General features: G+C 70.3%; 15 protein-coding genes. 8 read left to right on the top strand and 7 right to left on the bottom strand.

All coding sequences use genetic code 11. The features are described 5' to 3' along the window. Positions 1 to 274 precede the first annotated feature (274 nt). The 3 genes from BZY54_RS33385 to BZY54_RS33375 are packed head-to-tail and all read left to right on the top strand — an operon-like array spanning position 275 to position 2,611. Positions 275 to 628, top strand: coding sequence for a hypothetical protein (locus BZY54_RS33385; RefSeq protein WP_086729069.1), 354 nt, complete (start codon positions 275 to 277; stop codon positions 626 to 628). Beyond that, positions 625 to 1,905 carry an RNase A-like domain-containing protein gene (locus BZY54_RS33380; RefSeq protein WP_086729068.1) on the top strand — a complete coding sequence of 427 codons (1,281 nt, stop codon included), beginning with the start codon at positions 625 to 627 and terminating at the stop codon, positions 1,903 to 1,905. The genes BZY54_RS33385 and BZY54_RS33380 overlap by 4 nt, the downstream gene beginning before the upstream one ends. Before the next feature lie 16 nt (positions 1,906 to 1,921). Next, positions 1,922 to 2,611 carry a contact-dependent growth inhibition system immunity protein gene (locus BZY54_RS33375; protein WP_244217465.1) on the top strand — a complete coding sequence of 230 codons (690 nt, stop codon included), beginning with the start codon at positions 1,922 to 1,924 and terminating at the stop codon, positions 2,609 to 2,611. 345 nt (positions 2,612 to 2,956) lie between these two features. Here BZY54_RS33375 and groL read toward each other — a convergent pair whose 3' ends face one another. The 4 genes from groL to BZY54_RS33355 form a co-directional block, all read right to left on the bottom strand. After that, on the bottom strand, positions 2,957 to 4,582 hold the full coding sequence (groL, locus tag BZY54_RS33370) for a chaperonin GroEL (protein ID WP_086729067.1): 1,626 nt from the start codon (positions 4,580 to 4,582) through the stop codon (positions 2,957 to 2,959). A gap of 151 nt (positions 4,583 to 4,733) precedes the next feature. After that, entirely contained in the window at positions 4,734 to 5,042 is a 309-nt protein-coding gene (gene groES / locus BZY54_RS33365) for a co-chaperone GroES (RefSeq protein ID WP_086729066.1), read from the bottom strand. A 276-nt stretch (positions 5,043 to 5,318) separates the two neighbouring features. Next, positions 5,319 to 6,158, bottom strand: a complete 840-nt coding sequence (locus tag BZY54_RS33360) for a polysaccharide deacetylase family protein (RefSeq protein ID WP_086729065.1) — start codon at positions 6,156 to 6,158, stop codon at positions 5,319 to 5,321. Then, complete coding sequence (locus tag BZY54_RS33355; protein ID WP_086729064.1) at positions 6,155 to 7,099, bottom strand: polysaccharide deacetylase family protein; 945 nt, start codon at positions 7,097 to 7,099, stop codon at positions 6,155 to 6,157. The genes BZY54_RS33360 and BZY54_RS33355 overlap by 4 nt, the downstream gene beginning before the upstream one ends. Here BZY54_RS33355 and BZY54_RS33350 point away from each other — a divergent pair. Continuing rightward, entirely contained in the window at positions 7,098 to 8,387 is a 1,290-nt protein-coding gene (locus tag BZY54_RS33350) for a class I SAM-dependent methyltransferase (RefSeq protein ID WP_086729063.1), read from the top strand. The two genes, BZY54_RS33355 and BZY54_RS33350, sit on opposite strands and share 2 nt — an antisense overlap. Positions 8,388 to 8,440: 53 nt before the next feature. Here the strand turns inward: BZY54_RS33350 and BZY54_RS33345 are convergent, their stop codons facing one another. From BZY54_RS33345 to BZY54_RS33335, 3 genes are all read right to left on the bottom strand, one after another. After that, positions 8,441 to 9,697: an RNA polymerase sigma factor gene (locus BZY54_RS33345; RefSeq protein ID WP_086729062.1), complete on the bottom strand. Its 1,257-nt coding sequence runs from the start codon at positions 9,695 to 9,697 to the stop codon at positions 8,441 to 8,443. Between the two features lie 45 nt (positions 9,698 to 9,742). Further along, positions 9,743 to 10,099, bottom strand: coding sequence for a YciI family protein (locus tag BZY54_RS33340; RefSeq protein ID WP_086729061.1), 357 nt, complete (start codon positions 10,097 to 10,099; stop codon positions 9,743 to 9,745). Between the two features lie 188 nt (positions 10,100 to 10,287). Further along, positions 10,288 to 11,316, bottom strand: a complete 1,029-nt coding sequence (locus BZY54_RS33335) for a LacI family DNA-binding transcriptional regulator (RefSeq protein ID WP_086729060.1) — start codon at positions 11,314 to 11,316, stop codon at positions 10,288 to 10,290. A gap of 144 nt (positions 11,317 to 11,460) precedes the next feature. Here BZY54_RS33335 and BZY54_RS33330 point away from each other — a divergent pair, with 144 nt between their 5' ends. The 4 genes from BZY54_RS33330 to BZY54_RS33315 form a co-directional block, all read left to right on the top strand. After that, positions 11,461 to 12,771 carry an ABC transporter substrate-binding protein gene (locus BZY54_RS33330; RefSeq protein ID WP_086729059.1) on the top strand — a complete coding sequence of 437 codons (1,311 nt, stop codon included), beginning with the start codon at positions 11,461 to 11,463 and terminating at the stop codon, positions 12,769 to 12,771. Then, positions 12,768 to 13,664, top strand: coding sequence for a carbohydrate ABC transporter permease (locus BZY54_RS33325; RefSeq protein WP_086729058.1), 897 nt, complete (start codon positions 12,768 to 12,770; stop codon positions 13,662 to 13,664). The genes BZY54_RS33330 and BZY54_RS33325 overlap by 4 nt, the downstream gene beginning before the upstream one ends. A gap of 4 nt (positions 13,665 to 13,668) precedes the next feature. After that, positions 13,669 to 14,574: a carbohydrate ABC transporter permease gene (locus BZY54_RS33320; protein WP_425276343.1), complete on the top strand. Its 906-nt coding sequence runs from the start codon at positions 13,669 to 13,671 to the stop codon at positions 14,572 to 14,574. A 35-nt stretch (positions 14,575 to 14,609) separates the two neighbouring features. Then, a partial coding sequence (locus BZY54_RS33315; RefSeq protein ID WP_143668174.1) for a glycoside hydrolase family 3 protein occupies positions 14,610 to 15,946 on the top strand: 1,337 nt, incomplete at its 3' end.

Genomic DNA, 15,946 nt, shown 5'->3' with positions numbered 1-15,946 from the left:
GGTCGCCCTCGCACTCGCGGGAACCCGCGAGTGCGAGGGCGACCACGTACAGCCCCGGCTCTTCCGACCTGCCGGCGACGAGTCCCTCTGCCCGCAGTGCGCGTCCCATGCGTCACCTCGACCGGAAAGCGGTTCTCCGAGCCACAGCGCCGGCCGCGCCCAGACGCCGCCAACCGCCTTTGCTCCTCCTTTGCAGTGATCGAACTTGTGCACGGTACCTCCGGGTTAGAGTCGAGCGGTCCAGGTGGCCGACGGAGGGGGCGAACACCAAGTCATGGGCGACAAGGGCGAGATACTCGACATCAAGATCGCCGACATCAAGAGGACAGCACCGCAGTTCAGCCACGAGAGCGTCGCGCTCGCACACGCGTTGACGAAGCTGAAGACCGGTCTGTCGGCGGCCGGCGCACCCTGGGGCGACGACGAGCAGGGCACCAAGTTCCACGAGACCTACGGTCCCCTGGTCAAGCGGATCGAGCAGTCCGCCCAGATCCTGGCCGACGGGCTGGCCGGCATCCACACGGCGATGGCCGACATGGCCGACGGCCACATCGACAACGAACAGCTGATCCGTTCGATGTTCAGCCGGATCGACGTCCCTCACGACACCGAGAGCCACGACAAGTGAGCGTCGCCGACAAGGCCCGCAAGATCGTCCAGGACCTGACGGGCATGTGGTGGCCCGCGGCAGACGTCGACGGGCTGCGGGACGCGGCGAAGGCGTGGCGGGCGTTCGCCGACGACGTCGACGACGTCACCGCCGCCGCGAACAAGGCCGCCCGGTCCCTGATCGAGCACAACAAGGGCGAGGCCATCGCCGCCTTCGACGACCCGTTCTGGCGCCGCTACTACTACGAAAAGCACGGCTGGCTGAAGGACCTGTCCGACGGCGCCCGCGACATGGCCACGGCCCTGGACGCCTACGCCGACGCCGTACACGCCGCGAAGAAGAAGATCGAACACGAACTGGAGATCGTCGGTGCCACCCTCGTGGGAGGCACTCTCCTGGCCGTCTTCACCGCGGGCCTCTCGGAAGGAGCAGCCGTCGCGGCCGCGGCGACCGTCACGGAACTCGCCGCCGGCCTGGGCGTCACGGTCACGGCCGAGGTCGCCGCCATCGCGGGCACCACCCTGGCCACGGCCGCCATCGCGGGCATCGAGTCCGTCACCGTCGACCTCGCCGTCGCCCAGCCCCTGTCCATCGCCCTGGGCGAGCAGAAGGGCCTCAGCCTCGACGAGGCCCGCGAGGCCGGAGCTTACGGCGCGCTCCTGGGCGGCGCCTTCGGCGGTGGGGGCGCCGCCGTCAGGGCGGCGAGCAGGGCGGGCGGCTGGAGCGAACTGCTGGGCGGGGTCCGGTTGCCCGGCCTCTCCCCCGAGGTCGCCCTGCCGGGCGGCGTGACGGCGTCAGCGGACGACCTCGGCCTGCTCATGAAGGGCGACGGCGAGCCGAACGCCTGGCCGCGCAGCAAGCGCAAGGGCGCGGTCAAGCCGAAGTACCGGGCGGACCTGGCGGGAGACGAGGGCAAGGGGACTGCCAGATCGCACTCCCATACCCTGGAGAAGCACGTCGAGAAGACCGACCGGGAGCTCCGAGCCCGCCTGCGCGCCGAGAAGAGGATCACCGGCAGTTCCAGCTTCGTCAGCCCTGAGGCAGCACAGGATCTGACGGACCGCGCGATCATTCAACGTCAGCACGACGTCAGGCGATGGCTTGAGAACACCAGGAAGCCGGAGCTCACGTTCAGAGTGGACTTCGGGGACGAAGTCACCGGCCGGAGCCTGTCCCGAGAGGATTTCATCAGAGGAACCGGACCGCACGACGTGCATCAGGTGTTCCTGCTCCTGCGTCGCGATCCCGACATGCCGAGCGGCTACCGTATCCACACCTCGTATCCCACCTCGTGAGCGCAAGGAACACCCCGTGACCCACCACTACCCCGAAGGGTTCCTGGACAGAGACGAGCGGTTCCCCGCACTGCACGAAATGCTCGATTCCTACGCCTTCTCCGGAAACTCCTTCACGGACACCCCCGACGAGCCCGGCGTAGCGCTCAAGGCATATGTACGGCAGGCCATGCGTACACCGGGAACCCTGGACGCACTCATCGCGGAGATCGACGACCTGTTGCGGGTCGGCCTGTTCAACGACGAGATCGCCGACGACGTGGACCTCCTGCCCCACGTCGAGCCCCCAGCCGGACGCACCGTGGAGCAGTGCCTCGCCACCATCCGCTCGCACCTGGAACGGATCAGGACCTCCGGCGTCTGGGAGCAAGCGCAGCTTCCACAGACCGACTGGGAATGGAGAAAGCAGTTCCCGGAGCTCTCCTCTCTGTTGGGCGGCTACTTTCACCAGGATTACCCGAGGTTCTACGGGTCCCATCGAGAGGCTCTCGACGACTATCTCGACGGAAACCCCAAGGAATATCTCGCCGAAGCCGCCCAGGAACTCAGTAACTTTCTTTCCCGCGTCTCGTCGGACAAGGAACTGGAACATGCCGCGGAGACCCTGGGCCTCATGGTCTACCCCCCCGACGGCGTCTCACTTCGCCAGTGGCTCACCGACATCCGGGGCATCATCACGCACCGCCTGCGCAGCAACGCGTCCTGAGAGCCGACGGGCGATGCCGGCCCGACTCCCCGACGAAAGCGACGCCGTTTCGGACTCGCCGTCGCCGGGTCGGCCGCAAACGCCGTCACCCACGGTCTGGTTCCCGGCCGGGACGCCGAACCGCTGCTGAGCAGGCAGGACGACGGGCGCTTGCGTGTCGAGGTGAGGTGAGGTGAGCGACGCCCGGGGCGAGCGGCTGCCGGTGATGCGAACGGGTCACCGGCGATCCGCGCCCGGAAGCGCACCCCGCGCGACAGAGGTGAACCCGGCCGGCACAACGCACGCTGCCCGGCACCCCCGTAGGGGCACCGGGCAGCGTCGGTGCGGCTCAGCTCAGCGCAGCGCTCAGTGGGCGTGGCCGTGGCCGTGGCCCGCGGCGGCCGGCTCTTCCTCTTCCTTCTTCTCGACGACCAGGGTCTCGGTCGTCAGCAGGAGGGAGGCGATCGACGCGGCGTTCTCCAGGGCGGAGCGGGTGACCTTCACCGGGTCGATGACGCCGGCCTTGACCAGGTCGCCGTACTCACCGGTGGCGGCGTTGTAGCCGCTGCCCTTGTCCAGCTCGGCCACCTTGGAGACGATGACGTAGCCCTCCAGGCCGGCGTTCTCGGCGATCCAGCGCAGCGGCTCGACGGCGGCCTTGCGGACGACCGAGACACCCGTGGCCTCGTCGCCGGTCTTGCCGAGGTTGCCCTCCAGGACCTTCACGGCGTGGACGAGCGCGGAGCCACCACCGGAGACGATGCCCTCCTCGACCGCGGCGCGGGTTGCGGAGATGGCGTCCTCCAGACGGTGCTTCTTCTCCTTCAGCTCCACCTCGGTGGCGGCGCCGACCTTGATCACGCACACGCCGCCGGCCAGCTTCGCGAGGCGCTCCTGGAGCTTCTCGCGGTCCCAGTCGGAGTCGGTGTTCTCGATCTCGGCCTTGATCTGGGCGACGCGGCCCTCGACGTCCGACTTGTTGCCGGCGCCGTCGACGATCGTGGTGTCGTCCTTGGTGACGGTGACGCGGCGGGCGGAGCCGAGGACGTCCAGACCGACCTGGTCGAGCTTGAGGCCGACCTCCTCGGAGATGACGGTGGCGCCGGTGAGGATCGCCATGTCCTGGAGCATCGCCTTGCGGCGGTCGCCGAAGCCGGGGGCCTTGACGGCGGTGGCGTTGAAGGTGCCGCGGATCTTGTTGACGACCAGGGTCGACAGGGCCTCGCCCTCGACGTCCTCGGCGATGATCAGCAGCGGCTTGGAGGCGTTCGCCTGGATGATCTTCTCGAGCAGCGGCAGCAGGTCCGCGATGGAGGAGATCTTGCCCTGGTGGATCAGGATGTACGGGTCGTCGAGGACGGCCTCCATGCGCTCCTGGTCCGTCACGAAGTACGGCGACAGGTAACCCTTGTCGAAGGCCATGCCCTCGGTGAAGTCCAGCTCCAGACCGAAGGTGTTGGACTCCTCGACGGTGATGACACCGTCCTTGCCGACCTTGTCCATCGCCTCGGCGATGAGCTCGCCGACCTGCTGGTCCTGGGCGGACAGCGCGGCGACGGCGGCGATGTCGGACTTCTCGTCGATCGGGCGGGCCGAGGCCAGCAGGTCCTCGGAGACCGCGGCGACGGCGGCGTCGATGCCCTTCTTCAGGGCGGCCGGGGAGGCACCGGCGGCGACGTTCTTCAGGCCCTCGCGCACCAGCGCCTGGGCGAGCACGGTGGCGGTGGTGGTGCCGTCACCCGCGATGTCGTTGGTCTTGGTCGCCACCTCCTTCACCAGCTGGGCGCCGAGGTTCTCGTACGGGTCCTCGACCTCGACCTCGCGGGCGATGGTGACGCCGTCGTTGGTGATGGTGGGGGCGCCGAACTTCTTGTCGATGACGACGTTGCGGCCCTTGGGGCCGATCGTCACCTTGACCGTGTCGGCGAGCTTGTTGACGCCGCGCTCGAGGGCGCGACGGGCGTCCTCGTCGAACTTCAGGATCTTCGCCATGGCAGCGGGAGCCCTCTCGGAAATCTGGGTGAAAAAGGCACTGCGCCCCGGGCGCCCGGCTTCTTATCGGTCGCGGGGGCCAGGGGCGCAGCTCAAAGCAGTGAAGTGGTCGAAAGTCCGGGAACTCCGGGGGTTCGTCCCCCGGACGCCCTTACTTCTCGATGATCGCGAGGACGTCGCGAGCCGAGAGAACGAGGTACTCCTCGTTGTTGTACTTCACTTCGGTGCCGCCGTACTTGCTGTAGAGCACGACGTCGCCGACCTGGACGTCGAGCGGAAGGCGGTTGCCGTCCTCGAAGCGGCCCGGGCCCACGGCCAGGACGACGCCCTCCTGGGGCTTCTCCTTGGCGGTGTCCGGGATGACCAGGCCAGAGGCCGTGGTCTGCTCGGCGTCCAGCGGCTGGACCACGATGCGGTCCTCGAGCGGCTTGATGGCAACCTTGGAGCTGGCGGTCGTCACGATCCGACCTCCCCCTTCGGAGATCTCACGGGGTTAACTGTCTGAGGTGGCGACCAGGTCGATCCGTCGTCGCGGGTGCCGGACCTGCCCGTCGCTGTGTTGGCACTCTCCTGGGGGGAGTGCCAGACCTGAGACTATGACCGTCGTTAGCACTCGGTCAAGCGGAGTGCCAATTGCCTCGCGGCGCGTCGGCCAGGGACGCCTTCTGCGGGTCGTCTGTGCCAGTGACTGTTTCCGCGGCGACCGCCCCTGGGAGCTGCCACCCGGGCCCCCTTTTCAGAGGTAGTCCTCCAGCCTCCCCACCGTCAGGCCCTCCGCCTGGATCCTGCGCAGCAGGCGCGCCGTGCGTTCGCGCAGTGGCGGACCGTCGAGGTCGTCGTCGTCCGAGGCGATCAGGAGGATGTCGCCGGGGCGGAGGGTGTGGGGGCCGTGGGCGAAGTGCAGGTCGGCATCCTTCATCGAGGCGCGCCACAGCACGACGGCCGAGACCCCGCAGTGGGCGGCGGCGCGCAGGGTCGTGCCGTCGTACGCCCCGTAGGGCGGCCGGAAGAGGCGGGGGCGGACTCCGAAGCGGGCGTGGAGCTTGTCGCGCTGGCCGCAGATCTCCGCGCGCTGGCCCTGGTACGGCAGGCCGCGCAGCGGCGGGTGGTCGAGGGTGTGGTTCTCCAGCTGCGCGCCGACCGACAGCAGGCGCCCGAAGTGCCCGTAGCCCGGCCCGACGACGCTGTCGGTGAGGAACATGCTGACCGGCAGCCGCAGTTCGCGGACCATGTCGACGAACCGGGGGTCCCGCTCCGCCCCGTCGTCGTAGGTGAGGAAGACGACCCGGTCGGAGGTGCGGACGTGGTCCAGGACCGGGGGCGTGCCCGAGGCCCCCACGGTCAGGCCCAGCGGGCGGGCCGGCGGGCGCGGGGGCGCGGGCAGCGGAGCCGTCAGGCCCCAGCGGCGGTACGGCTGCCCGTCGGCCGGCCTCTCGGGCCGCACCCCCTGTGCCGCCTTGCGGCCCAGCCGTTCGATCGGGTCCACGGACGGCGCGCAGCCGGCCAGGAGCAGCAGCGCGGCCGCGAGCAGGACCGCGGCCGTGCGCCGGGGCCACCGCCGCAGCCGCGGCCTCACAGGTAGTCCTCCAGCCGGGCCACCGCGAACCCCTTGGCCGTCACGTAGTTCAGGAACCGGCGCATGTCGTCGACCATCGTGCCGTTCCACTCGCCGCGTCCCCGGAAGTGGGTGAGCACGATGTCGCCGGGGCGCATCCGCTGGTCGTCCTCGCGGAACTCCCAGTGGTCGACGTAGACCTCCTCGTTCCAGATCGGCGCGTACTCGATGCCGCAGGACTTGGCGGCGGCCAGGGTGTCCTGGTTGTAGTTGCCGTAGGGCGGGCGCATGAGCGTCGGGCGCTTGCCGAACTGCTCCTCCATGATGTCCTGCATGTCGCAGATCTCGCGCCTCTGCTGCTCGTAGGACAGGCCGGGCAGGTAGGGGTGGTGCAGGGTGTGGTTGTTGAGGGTGACGCCCGAGGCCTGCATCTTCCGGAAGTATTCGTAGTTGTCCTTGATGAGGTAGTTGCTGAGAAACGCCGTGTAGGGGATCTTCAGGTCGCTCATCATGCGCAGGAACGCGGGGTCCTTCTCCGCGCCGTCGTCGATGGTGAGGAAGACGACCTTGTCCTTGGTGGGGACCGTGGTGAAGACCGGGGGCAGGTACCAGTCCTTCTGACGGCTCACCTCGAAACCCGGGCGGGCGGTGATCCTCGCCTTCGCGGCGGGGGGCCGCGGGGGCGTGAGGGGCACCTGCTTCAGGCCCCAGCGTCTGGTGGCGGCGACCCGGGCCGTGTAGGAGGCGTGCAGCCGGGTGGCGTAGGAGTCGAGGGCGCGGGCCGCGGGTGCCTGGATGAGCTGCTGGCCCTGGGCGGGCGGTGCCGGTGCGTCGGGCTCCGAGCAGCCGGAGGCGAGGCCGGCGACGGCGACGGCGGCCAGCCCGGCGTGGACCCCCGCCCTGCGCCCCGCGCGCCGGGTCCACTTGTGACACTTTTTGTCATTTTGTACTACTACCTTCATGGCGCCGGATCCTCGCAGGTCCCCGGCCCGAACCGGCGACGACACCGCGGCCGCCGGGCACACCGTCCACCGACTGGCCGACAATGAGCCCGTGAACGCCCCACTCGACCCACTCGACCCCGTCGGCGCCTTGGCCGCGCTCCTCACTCCCGAGGGCCGCGCCCTCCTGGACGAGGTCCGCGACACCGACCCCGCCGACGAACTAGCCGTCGCCACCCGCCTGCGCCGCGAACACCCCGCCCGACTGGTGTCGGCGGCACTCGGGCAGGCCCGGCTGCGGCAGCGGGCGGCGGCGAAGCTGGGGGCCGAGGACGCGCGGCGGATGTTCTTCACACCGAACGGGGTCGAGCAGTCGACGCGTGCGAGCGTGGCCGCCCACCGGGCGGCGCGCCTCGCGGAACTGGGCGTGTCCTCCCTCGCCGACCTGTGCTGCGGCATCGGCGGCGACGCGATCGCCCTCGCTCGCGCCGGGATCCGGGTCCTCGCCGTCGACCGCGACCCGGTGACGGCCGCCGCGGCCCGCGCCAACGCCGAGGCACTGGGTCTCGCCGACCTGATCGAGGTGCGCGAGGCGGACGTGACGGATGTCGACACGGCCCCCTACGACGCGGTGTTCGTCGACCCCGCGCGCAGGGGCGGACGCGGGAGGATCTTCGACCCGGAGGCCTACTCGCCCCCGCTCTCCTGGGCGGTCGAGACGGCCCTCAGCGCCCCGCACGCCGCCCTGAAGATCGCCCCCGGCGTCCCCCACGAGGCGGTGCCGCCGCAGGCCGAGGCCGAGTGGATCTCCGACGGCGGGGACGTGAAGGAGGCGGTGCTGTGGTTCGGCACCGAGCCCGGCCTGGTGCGGGCCACACTGCTCCCCGGCCCGCACAGCCTGCGCGGCCGCGGCCTGCCGAATCCCCGGGTCCGCCCGCTCGGACGCTACGTGTACGAGCCCGACGGCGCCGTCATCCGCGCCCATCTCGTCGCCGAGGTCGCCGCGGACCTGGACGGCGGCCTCCTCGACGACACGATCGCGTACGTCACCGGCGACGAGCTGCGGCCCACCCCGTACGCCACCGCCTACGAGATCACCGACCGGCTCCCCTTCAACGCCAAGAAGCTGAAGGCGCTGCTGCGGGAGCGCGAGGTCGGCACGCTCACCGTGAAGAAGCGCGGCTCGGCCGTCGAGCCGGAGGAACTGCGCCGCAAGGTGCTGCCGAAGCCGCACGGACGGAACGCGGCGACGGTGTTCCTCACGCGCGTCGCGGGGGCACCGACCATGCTGCTCGGGCAGCCCGCGTAGCGGGAAGCCCTCGGAGCCACCGCGACCGGACCCACGAGAGCGCGGCGACCGGTCTACGGCAGCTCGGCCGCCCGGCGCAGCAGCAGTTCGCGCTCCCGTTCGTTGCGGGTGAGCGACGCCGCGCGCCCGAACTCCGCGCGCGCCTCCTGCGTACGCCCGAGGCGGGCCAGCAGGTCGCCGCGGACGCTGGGGAGCAGGTGGTACTCGCGCAGGGCGGGCTCGGCCGCGAGGGCGTCGACGATCTCCAGTGCGGGCGCCGGTCCCTGGGCCATCGAGACGGCGACGGCACGGTTCAACTCCACCACGGGCGACGGGGATCGGGCGGCGAGCAGACCGTAGAGGGTCGCGATCGCCGACCAGTCGGTCTCCTCGTAGGTGTACGCGAGCGCGTGGCAGGCGGCGATGGCGGCCTGGAGCGCGTACGGGCCGGGGGCGCCGGCCGCCGCGGCGTCGGCGCGGGCCAGGGCGTCCACGCCACGGCGGATCAGCAGACGGTTCCAGCGGCGACGGTTCTGGTCCCTGAGGAGGATCGGCGTGCCGTCCGGGGCGGTGCGGGCGGCGGCGCGGGAGGTCTGGAACTCCAGGAGCGCCGCCAGGCCGTGCACCTCCGGTTCCTTGGGCATCAGTCCGGCCAGCAGACGGGCCAGGCGCAGCGCGTCCTCGCACAGTCCGGGGCGCAGCCAGTCGTCGCCCGCCGTGGCGGCGTACCCCTCGTTGAAGATCAGATAGATGACATCGAGGACCGAGCCGAGCCGGGCCTCGCGGTCGGGGCCGTAGGGCACCTCGAAGGCCACGTTCTTCGTCGCCAGGGTGCGTTTGGCACGCACGATCCGCTGGGCGATCGTCGCCTCGGGCACCAGGTACGCGCGGGCGATCTCGGCCGTGGTCAGGCCGCCGAGGAGGCGCAGGGTGAGGGCGGTGCGGGCCTCGGCCGACAGCACGGGATGGCAGGTGGTGAAGACCAGGCGGAGCAGATCGTCGTCGATGTCGTCCGGGGCGGAGGGCTCCTCGACGACGGACGTGGTCCGAAGCGAGCGGCCGATCTCCGCCAGCTTGCGGGCGTAGTTCTCGCGGCGGCGCACCAGGTCGACGGCGCGGTGCCGGGCGGTGGTCATGAGCCAGGCGCCGGGGTTGTCCGGCACCCCGTCCCGGGGCCACTGCTCCAGCGCCGCGACCAGGGCGTCCTGGGTCAGCTCCTCGGCGATGCCGACGTCCCGCACGATCCGGGCGACGGCGGCCACGACACGGGGCGACTCGATACGGAAGACGGCCTCGAGGGCACGGGTGGGCTCGGTGGGCTGCTGCTGCACAACCCACCATGCAACACCCCCACCGGGCCTCGAGGCCAGAAGCGCTCAGCCCTCGGCGATCTCCCGCACCTCGCAGGTGACCGTCCAGTACTCCTCGTGGGTGCGCACGAACCGGTTGGCCCACTCCACGGCCTCGTCCATGTCCTTGCACTGCATGAGGGCGTAACCGCCGATGACCTCCTTGGACTCGGTGAACGGTCCGTCGGTGACGGTGACCTTGCCGCCCTCCCAGCGCACCCGCTTGCCCTGGCTCTGCGGGGTCAGCCCGGCGGTGTCGAGCATGACGCCGGCCTTGGTGACCTCCTCGATCAGTTCGCCCATCCGCTGCATCAACTCGGGGCTGGGGCCCTCGGCGGGGGCGGTGCTCTCGTCGATGCGCACGATCGACAGGTAACGCGGCATGGTGACTCCTCGGTCCCGTGTGGGGCAGGGTCTCTCCCCGCCTCTCACCCCGTGCGTCGAACGACGGACACCGGAATCGACACGCTCCCGAGAATTTCTCTCCGGGTTTTCTCCGTCCTCGGATCCTCCGCATCCGGCCGCCTCCCGGCGGGCTCTTCGAAAGTTTCGAAGCCTGCGGCGAGGCGGTCTCAGGCCGCCGGTGGCGCCGTGCTGCTGCGTACGACCAGGCTCGTCGCCAGCTCCACCCGGGTCGCCACCGGCGACTCCTCCTCGCGCCCGAGGTCCAGGACCAGCCGCGCCGCCGCCTCGGCCATCTCCGTCAGCGGCTGCCGGACGGTCGTCAGCGGCGGCCCCACCCAGCGGGCCACGGGCAGATCGTCGAAGCCGACCACGCTGAGGTCCTCCGGGATGCGCAGCCCCAGCTCGCGCGCCGCCTCGTACAGGCCGAGCGCCTGGAGGTCGTTGCCCGCGAAGACCGCGGTGGGCCGGTCCTCGCGGCGCAGCAGCTTCAGGCCCAGCCGGTAGCCGGCCTCGTGGTGGAAGTCGCCGGTGACGATCAGCGACGGGTCCACCGGCAGCCCCGCCGTCTCCAGCGCGGCCCGGTAGCCGTCGACCCGGGCGCGGCTGCACATCATCCGGGACGGTCCGCTCAGCGCACCGATACGGGTGTGGCCGAGCTCGACCAGGTGCCGGGTGGCGGCGAGGCCCCCCTGCCAGTTGGTCGCGCCGATCGAGGGCACGTCGGTGCCCGGGTCACCGGCCGGGTCCATCACCACGAACGGGATGGAACGGCTGGTCAGCAGCGCCCGCTGCGACTCGTCGAGCCCGGACAGGACCAGGACCACGCCGTGCGGGCGGCGCGCGGCGACCTGGTCCGCCCAGGTCCGCCCGGGGGTGAGCCGGCCCGCGCTCTCGGAGAGCACGACGCTCAGACCCGCGTCCCGCGCCACGTTCTCCACGCCCCGGATGACCTCCATCGCCCAGGCGCTCTCCAGTTCGTGGAAGACGAGGTCGATCAGGGGCGAGCGGGTGGCCTCGGCACGCCGGCGCCGGTAGCCGTGGGCGCGCAGCAGCTCCTCGACCCGGCTGCGCGTGCTCGGAGCGACATCGGCGCGCCCGTTGAGGACCTTCGAAACAGTCGGAGCCGACACACCGGCCTCGCGGGCGATCTCGGCGAGTGTGGCGGTGCGGGTTTCTGCGGTCTTCGTCGGCTTCATGGTCGCGATCGTATCTCTGCGCGACCTCTTGACGAACCCCCCAGCGCGGCTTAGGTTCCCGGAACATTCGAAGTAACATCCGAAACATTCGGGTACCAGGCGATGAGTCCTACCCGAGCGAACCTTCGTGAGAGGTGCCGTCACATGGAGTCCTACAGCAGGCGCTGGTTCCTCGGCGCCGGCGCCACCACCCTGATCTCGGCCGCCGGGCTCACCGCCTGCGGGTCCGGCAGCGGTTCGGGCGGTTCAGGCGGCACCATCACGGCGATGGTGTACGGCGACGACGCGGTGAAGATACAGACCGCGCAGGTCAACCGGTTCAACGCCTCCGCGGCCGCGAAGAAGGCCAAGGGCAAGATCAAGCTGCAGAAGATCCCCGCCTCCGACTACCCGGCCAAGCTGCGCACGGCGATGGGTTCGCCCAACGCCCCCGACGTCTTCTTCAACTGGGGCGGCGGCTCGATCAAGGCCTACCAGGAGGCCAACCAGCTGATCGACCTCACCGACACCATCCAGTCCGACGCGGTCCTCAAGGCCGGCTTCCTGCCCAACGTCCTCGCCGCGGGCTCGCTGAAGGGCAAGATGTACGGCATCCCGATGCGTGGCACGCAGCCGGTGATCCTCTTCTACAACAAGACGCTGTTCGCCGAGCACAAACTGCAGGCGCCCACCACCTGGGACCAGCTGCTCGACATCAACGCCAAGCTGAAGAAGGCGAAGATCACCCCCTTCGCGCTCGGCGGCGCCGACATCTGGCCGGAGCTGATGTGGCTGGAGTACCTGGTCGACCGCATCGGCGGCCCCCAGGTCTTCGACAAGATCAAGAACGGTGACTCCTCCGGCTGGGGCGACCCGGCCGTGCTGAAGGCCGCCGAGACGGTCAAGCAGCTCATCGACGACGGCGCCTTCGGCAAGGGCTACAGCTCGGTGTCGTACAACAACCACGGCGCGTCCGCGGCCTTCGCCAAGGGCAAGGCGGCCATGCACCTGATGGGCTCCTGGGAGTTCTCCACGCTGCTCGGTATCTTCCCGGACTTCGCCAAGAAGGACGTGGGCTGGTGCGCCTTCCCGAAGTACGAGGGCGGCTCCGGCGACATCCGCAACGTCGTCGGCAACCCCAACAACTACTGGTCCGTGAACGCCCGCGTCTCCAACAAGGACGCGGCCATCGCGTTCCTGCGCGACTGCGCCTCCGAGGCGTACACCAAGGACCTGATCGCCAACGGTGACGTCCCGACCACCACCATCGCGGCCGGCATGCTGGACTCCTCCCCCAACCCGGAGTTCGCCAAGTACCAGTACCAGATGGTGCAGCAGGCCCCCGCGTTCACCCTGAGCTGGGACCAGGCGGTCGACCCCAGCTGGCAGACGCCGATGCTGACGGAGATCAACAAGCTGTTCGTGGGCAAGTCGACGCCGACCCAGTTCGTGGCCGCGCTCAAGGGGCTGAAGTGAGTTCGTCGGCCACCGCCCGGACGAAGGGCAGGCCCGGGGGAGGCGTGCGGACGGGCCGTCCGCACGCCGCCTGGGTCCTGCCCGGCGTTCTGTTCTTCACGTTCTTCGCCGTCGCCCCCATGGTGCTGGCGCTCTACCTCTCGTTCACCAAGTGGAACGGCCTGGGCGACCCCCAGCCGGTCGGCCTCGCCAACTGGCAGAAGCTGATCCACGACCCGCGCCTGACCCAGTCCCTGACGGTGACCGTCCTGCTGACCGTCGTCAGCTGGGCCTTCCAGACGGTCCTTTCGCTGCTGCTCGGGGTCTGGGCCGCGGGCCGCCAGCGCAACCGGGCCGTTCTGTCCGCGATCTTCTTCGTCCCGTTCCTGCTCTCCTCGACGGCGATCTCGCTGCTGTTCTACGCCCTGCTCGACCCGAACTTCGGCATCATCCACGGGGACACGCTCGGCACCACGTCCGGCGCCTTCCTGGCGATCGTCTTCGTCGGCGGCTGGCAGTTCATCCCCTTCCACACCCTGATCTACCAGGGCGGGGCACGGCAGATCCCGGAGGTCCTCTACCAGGCGGCCGCGATTGACGGCGCCGGCCGCTACCGCCAGTTCTTCTCCATCACCCTGCCCCAGCTGCGCAACACGGCGACCACGTCGAGCGTGCTGATGATCGTCGGCTCGCTGACCTACTTCGAGACCGTGCTGATCCTCACCCAGGGCGGCCCGGGCACGGACACCGCGATCCTGCCGTACCTGATGTACGAGTCGGGCTTCAAGAGCTACGACCTGGGCTACGCGAGCGCCATCGCGTCCTTCCTCGTCGTGGCCGCCACCGCACTGTCGCTCGTGCTGGTCAAGCTGTCCGGCTTCGGCAACATGCGCAGCACCAGGGAAGGAATGTGACGCGTTGTCACACGATACGTTGCGACGTCCGCGTCCCGTGAAGACCACCGGACGGCCCTCGGCCGCCCGTACCGCCGGGCGCCGCCGCCACTGGACCAGGCGCCCCAACCCGCTGGCCGGCATCGGTTCGGTGCTGTGGCTGGCCGTGGTCATCGTCCCGATCTACGCGATGATCTCGTCCTCGCTGACCCACCAGGACAAGGCGCTGGGCAAGAACGCCCTCGTGCCGCCCACCGACCCCACCTTCGACAACTACAACACCGTCCTGCACAACGGCTTCGGCCACCTCCTGCTCAACACGGTCATCGTGGCGGCGGCGGTCGTGGCGATCGTGCTGGTGCTGTGCATCCCGCTGTCCTACGTGGCCGTGCGCTCCCGCACGTTCTGGTCCGGCGCGGCCTTCCGCCTGTTCCTGCTGGGCGTGGCCATCCCCGCGCAGGCGGTCGTGGTCCCGCTCTATCTGATGATCGCCAAGCTGAACCTCTACGACAGCCTGCTCGCGGTCATCCTGCCGACGGCGGCCTTCGCGATGCCGGTGTCCGTGCTGATCCTGACCGGCACGCTCCGCGACATCTCCGAGGAGATGTACGAGGCGATGGCCCTGGACGGCGCCTCGACCACCCGGATGCTGTTCCAGCTGGTCATCCCGATGACCAAGGGCGGTATCAGCACGGTCGTCATCTACTCCTCGCTGCAGGCGTGGAACGGCTTCCTCTTCCCGCTGATCTTCACCCAGTCCGACGGTCCGCGCGTGCTGACCCTCGGCCTGTTCAACTACGTCAGCCAGTTCGGGGTGAACATCCCCGCTCTGCTCGCCTCGGTCGTCCTCTCCGGAATCCCGATCTTCGCCGTCTATCTGGTGGCCCGGCGTGCCCTCGTCGGCGGCCTGATGGGCGTGGGCGGCAAGTGAACGCACCCTCTCCCGACGTTACTGACAGGAGTTCCATGAGCACCGCCCCCTGGCGAGACCCCGCCCTGCCCGCCGCCACCCGCGTCGACGACCTGCTCTCCCGGATGACCCTCGAGGAGAGGATCGCCCAGCTGTACGGCGTGTGGGTGGGCGCCGCCACGGACGGTGACGGCGTCGCCCCGCACCAGCAGCACATGAACACCGACTACGACTGGGACGAGCTGATCACCCAGGGCCTGGGCCAGCTCACCCGTTCCTTCGGCACCTCCCCCGTGGACCCGGCGCTGGGCGCGCAGGCACTGGCCCGCGCCCAGCGCCGGATCGCCGAGGCCGGCCGCTTCGGCATCCCCGCGGTCGCCCATGAGGAGTGCCTGGCGGGCTTCACCGCCTGGGGCGCGACGGCCTACCCGGTCCCGCTGGCCTGGGGTGCGACCTTCGACCCGGCGCTGGTGGAGGCGATGGCCGCGCGGATCGGCCGGGACATGCGCTCGGTGGGCGTGCACCAGGGCCTGGCGCCCGTTCTGGACGTGGTCCGCGACCCGCGCTGGGGCCGGGTCGAGGAGACCATCGGCGAGGACCCCTACCTGGTCGGCACCATCGGCAGCGCTTACGTGCGGGGTCTGGAGTCCGCCGGGATCATCGCCACCCTCAAGCACTTCGCCGGGTACGCCTCATCGGCGGGCGCCCGCAACCTGGCCCCGGTCCGGGCGGGCACCCGCGAGTTCGCGGACGTCACTCTGCCGCCCTTCGAGATGGCGCTGCGCGAGGGCGGGGCCCGCTCGGTGATGGCGGCGTACACGGAGACGGACGGCGTCCCTGCCTCCGCGGACCCGGACCTGCTCACCGGACTCCTGCGCGAGCAGTGGGGCTTCACGGGCACGGTGGTCGCCGACTACTTCGCCATCGACTTCCTCCAGACCCTGCACCGGGTCGCCGGCAGCCCCGCCGAGTCCGCGCACCTGGCCCTGGCCGCCGGCATCGATGTCGAACTGCCCACCCTGAAGTGCTACGGCAAGGACCTGGTGGCGGCGGTCCGGGCCGGGACGGTCCCGGAGGAGCTGGTGGACCGTGCGGCCCGCCGCGTCCTGCTCCAGAAGTGCGAACTGGGCCTCCTGGACGAGGGCTGGGAGCCGGAGCTGCCCACGGAGTCCATCGATCTGGACTCGGCGGAGAACCGGGCCGTGGCCCGCCGCCTGGCCGAGGAGTCGGTGGTCCTGCTGTCCAACCCCGACGGTGTGCTGCCCCTCTCCCCCGACACCCGCATCGCCGTGGTCGGCCCCCGCGCGGCGGACGCCCTGGCGATGCTGGGCTGCTACTCCTTCCCCTCCCACGTGGGCACCCAGCACCCCGAGATGCCCATGGGCATCGAGAT

The organism is Streptomyces carpinensis, assembly GCF_002154505.1.
Taxonomy (GTDB): Bacteria; Actinomycetota; Actinomycetes; order Streptomycetales; family Streptomycetaceae; genus Streptomyces; species Streptomyces carpinensis.
Note: the sequence above shows the minus strand (reverse complement) of the source record. Positions and strands in the feature narration are given on the sequence as shown.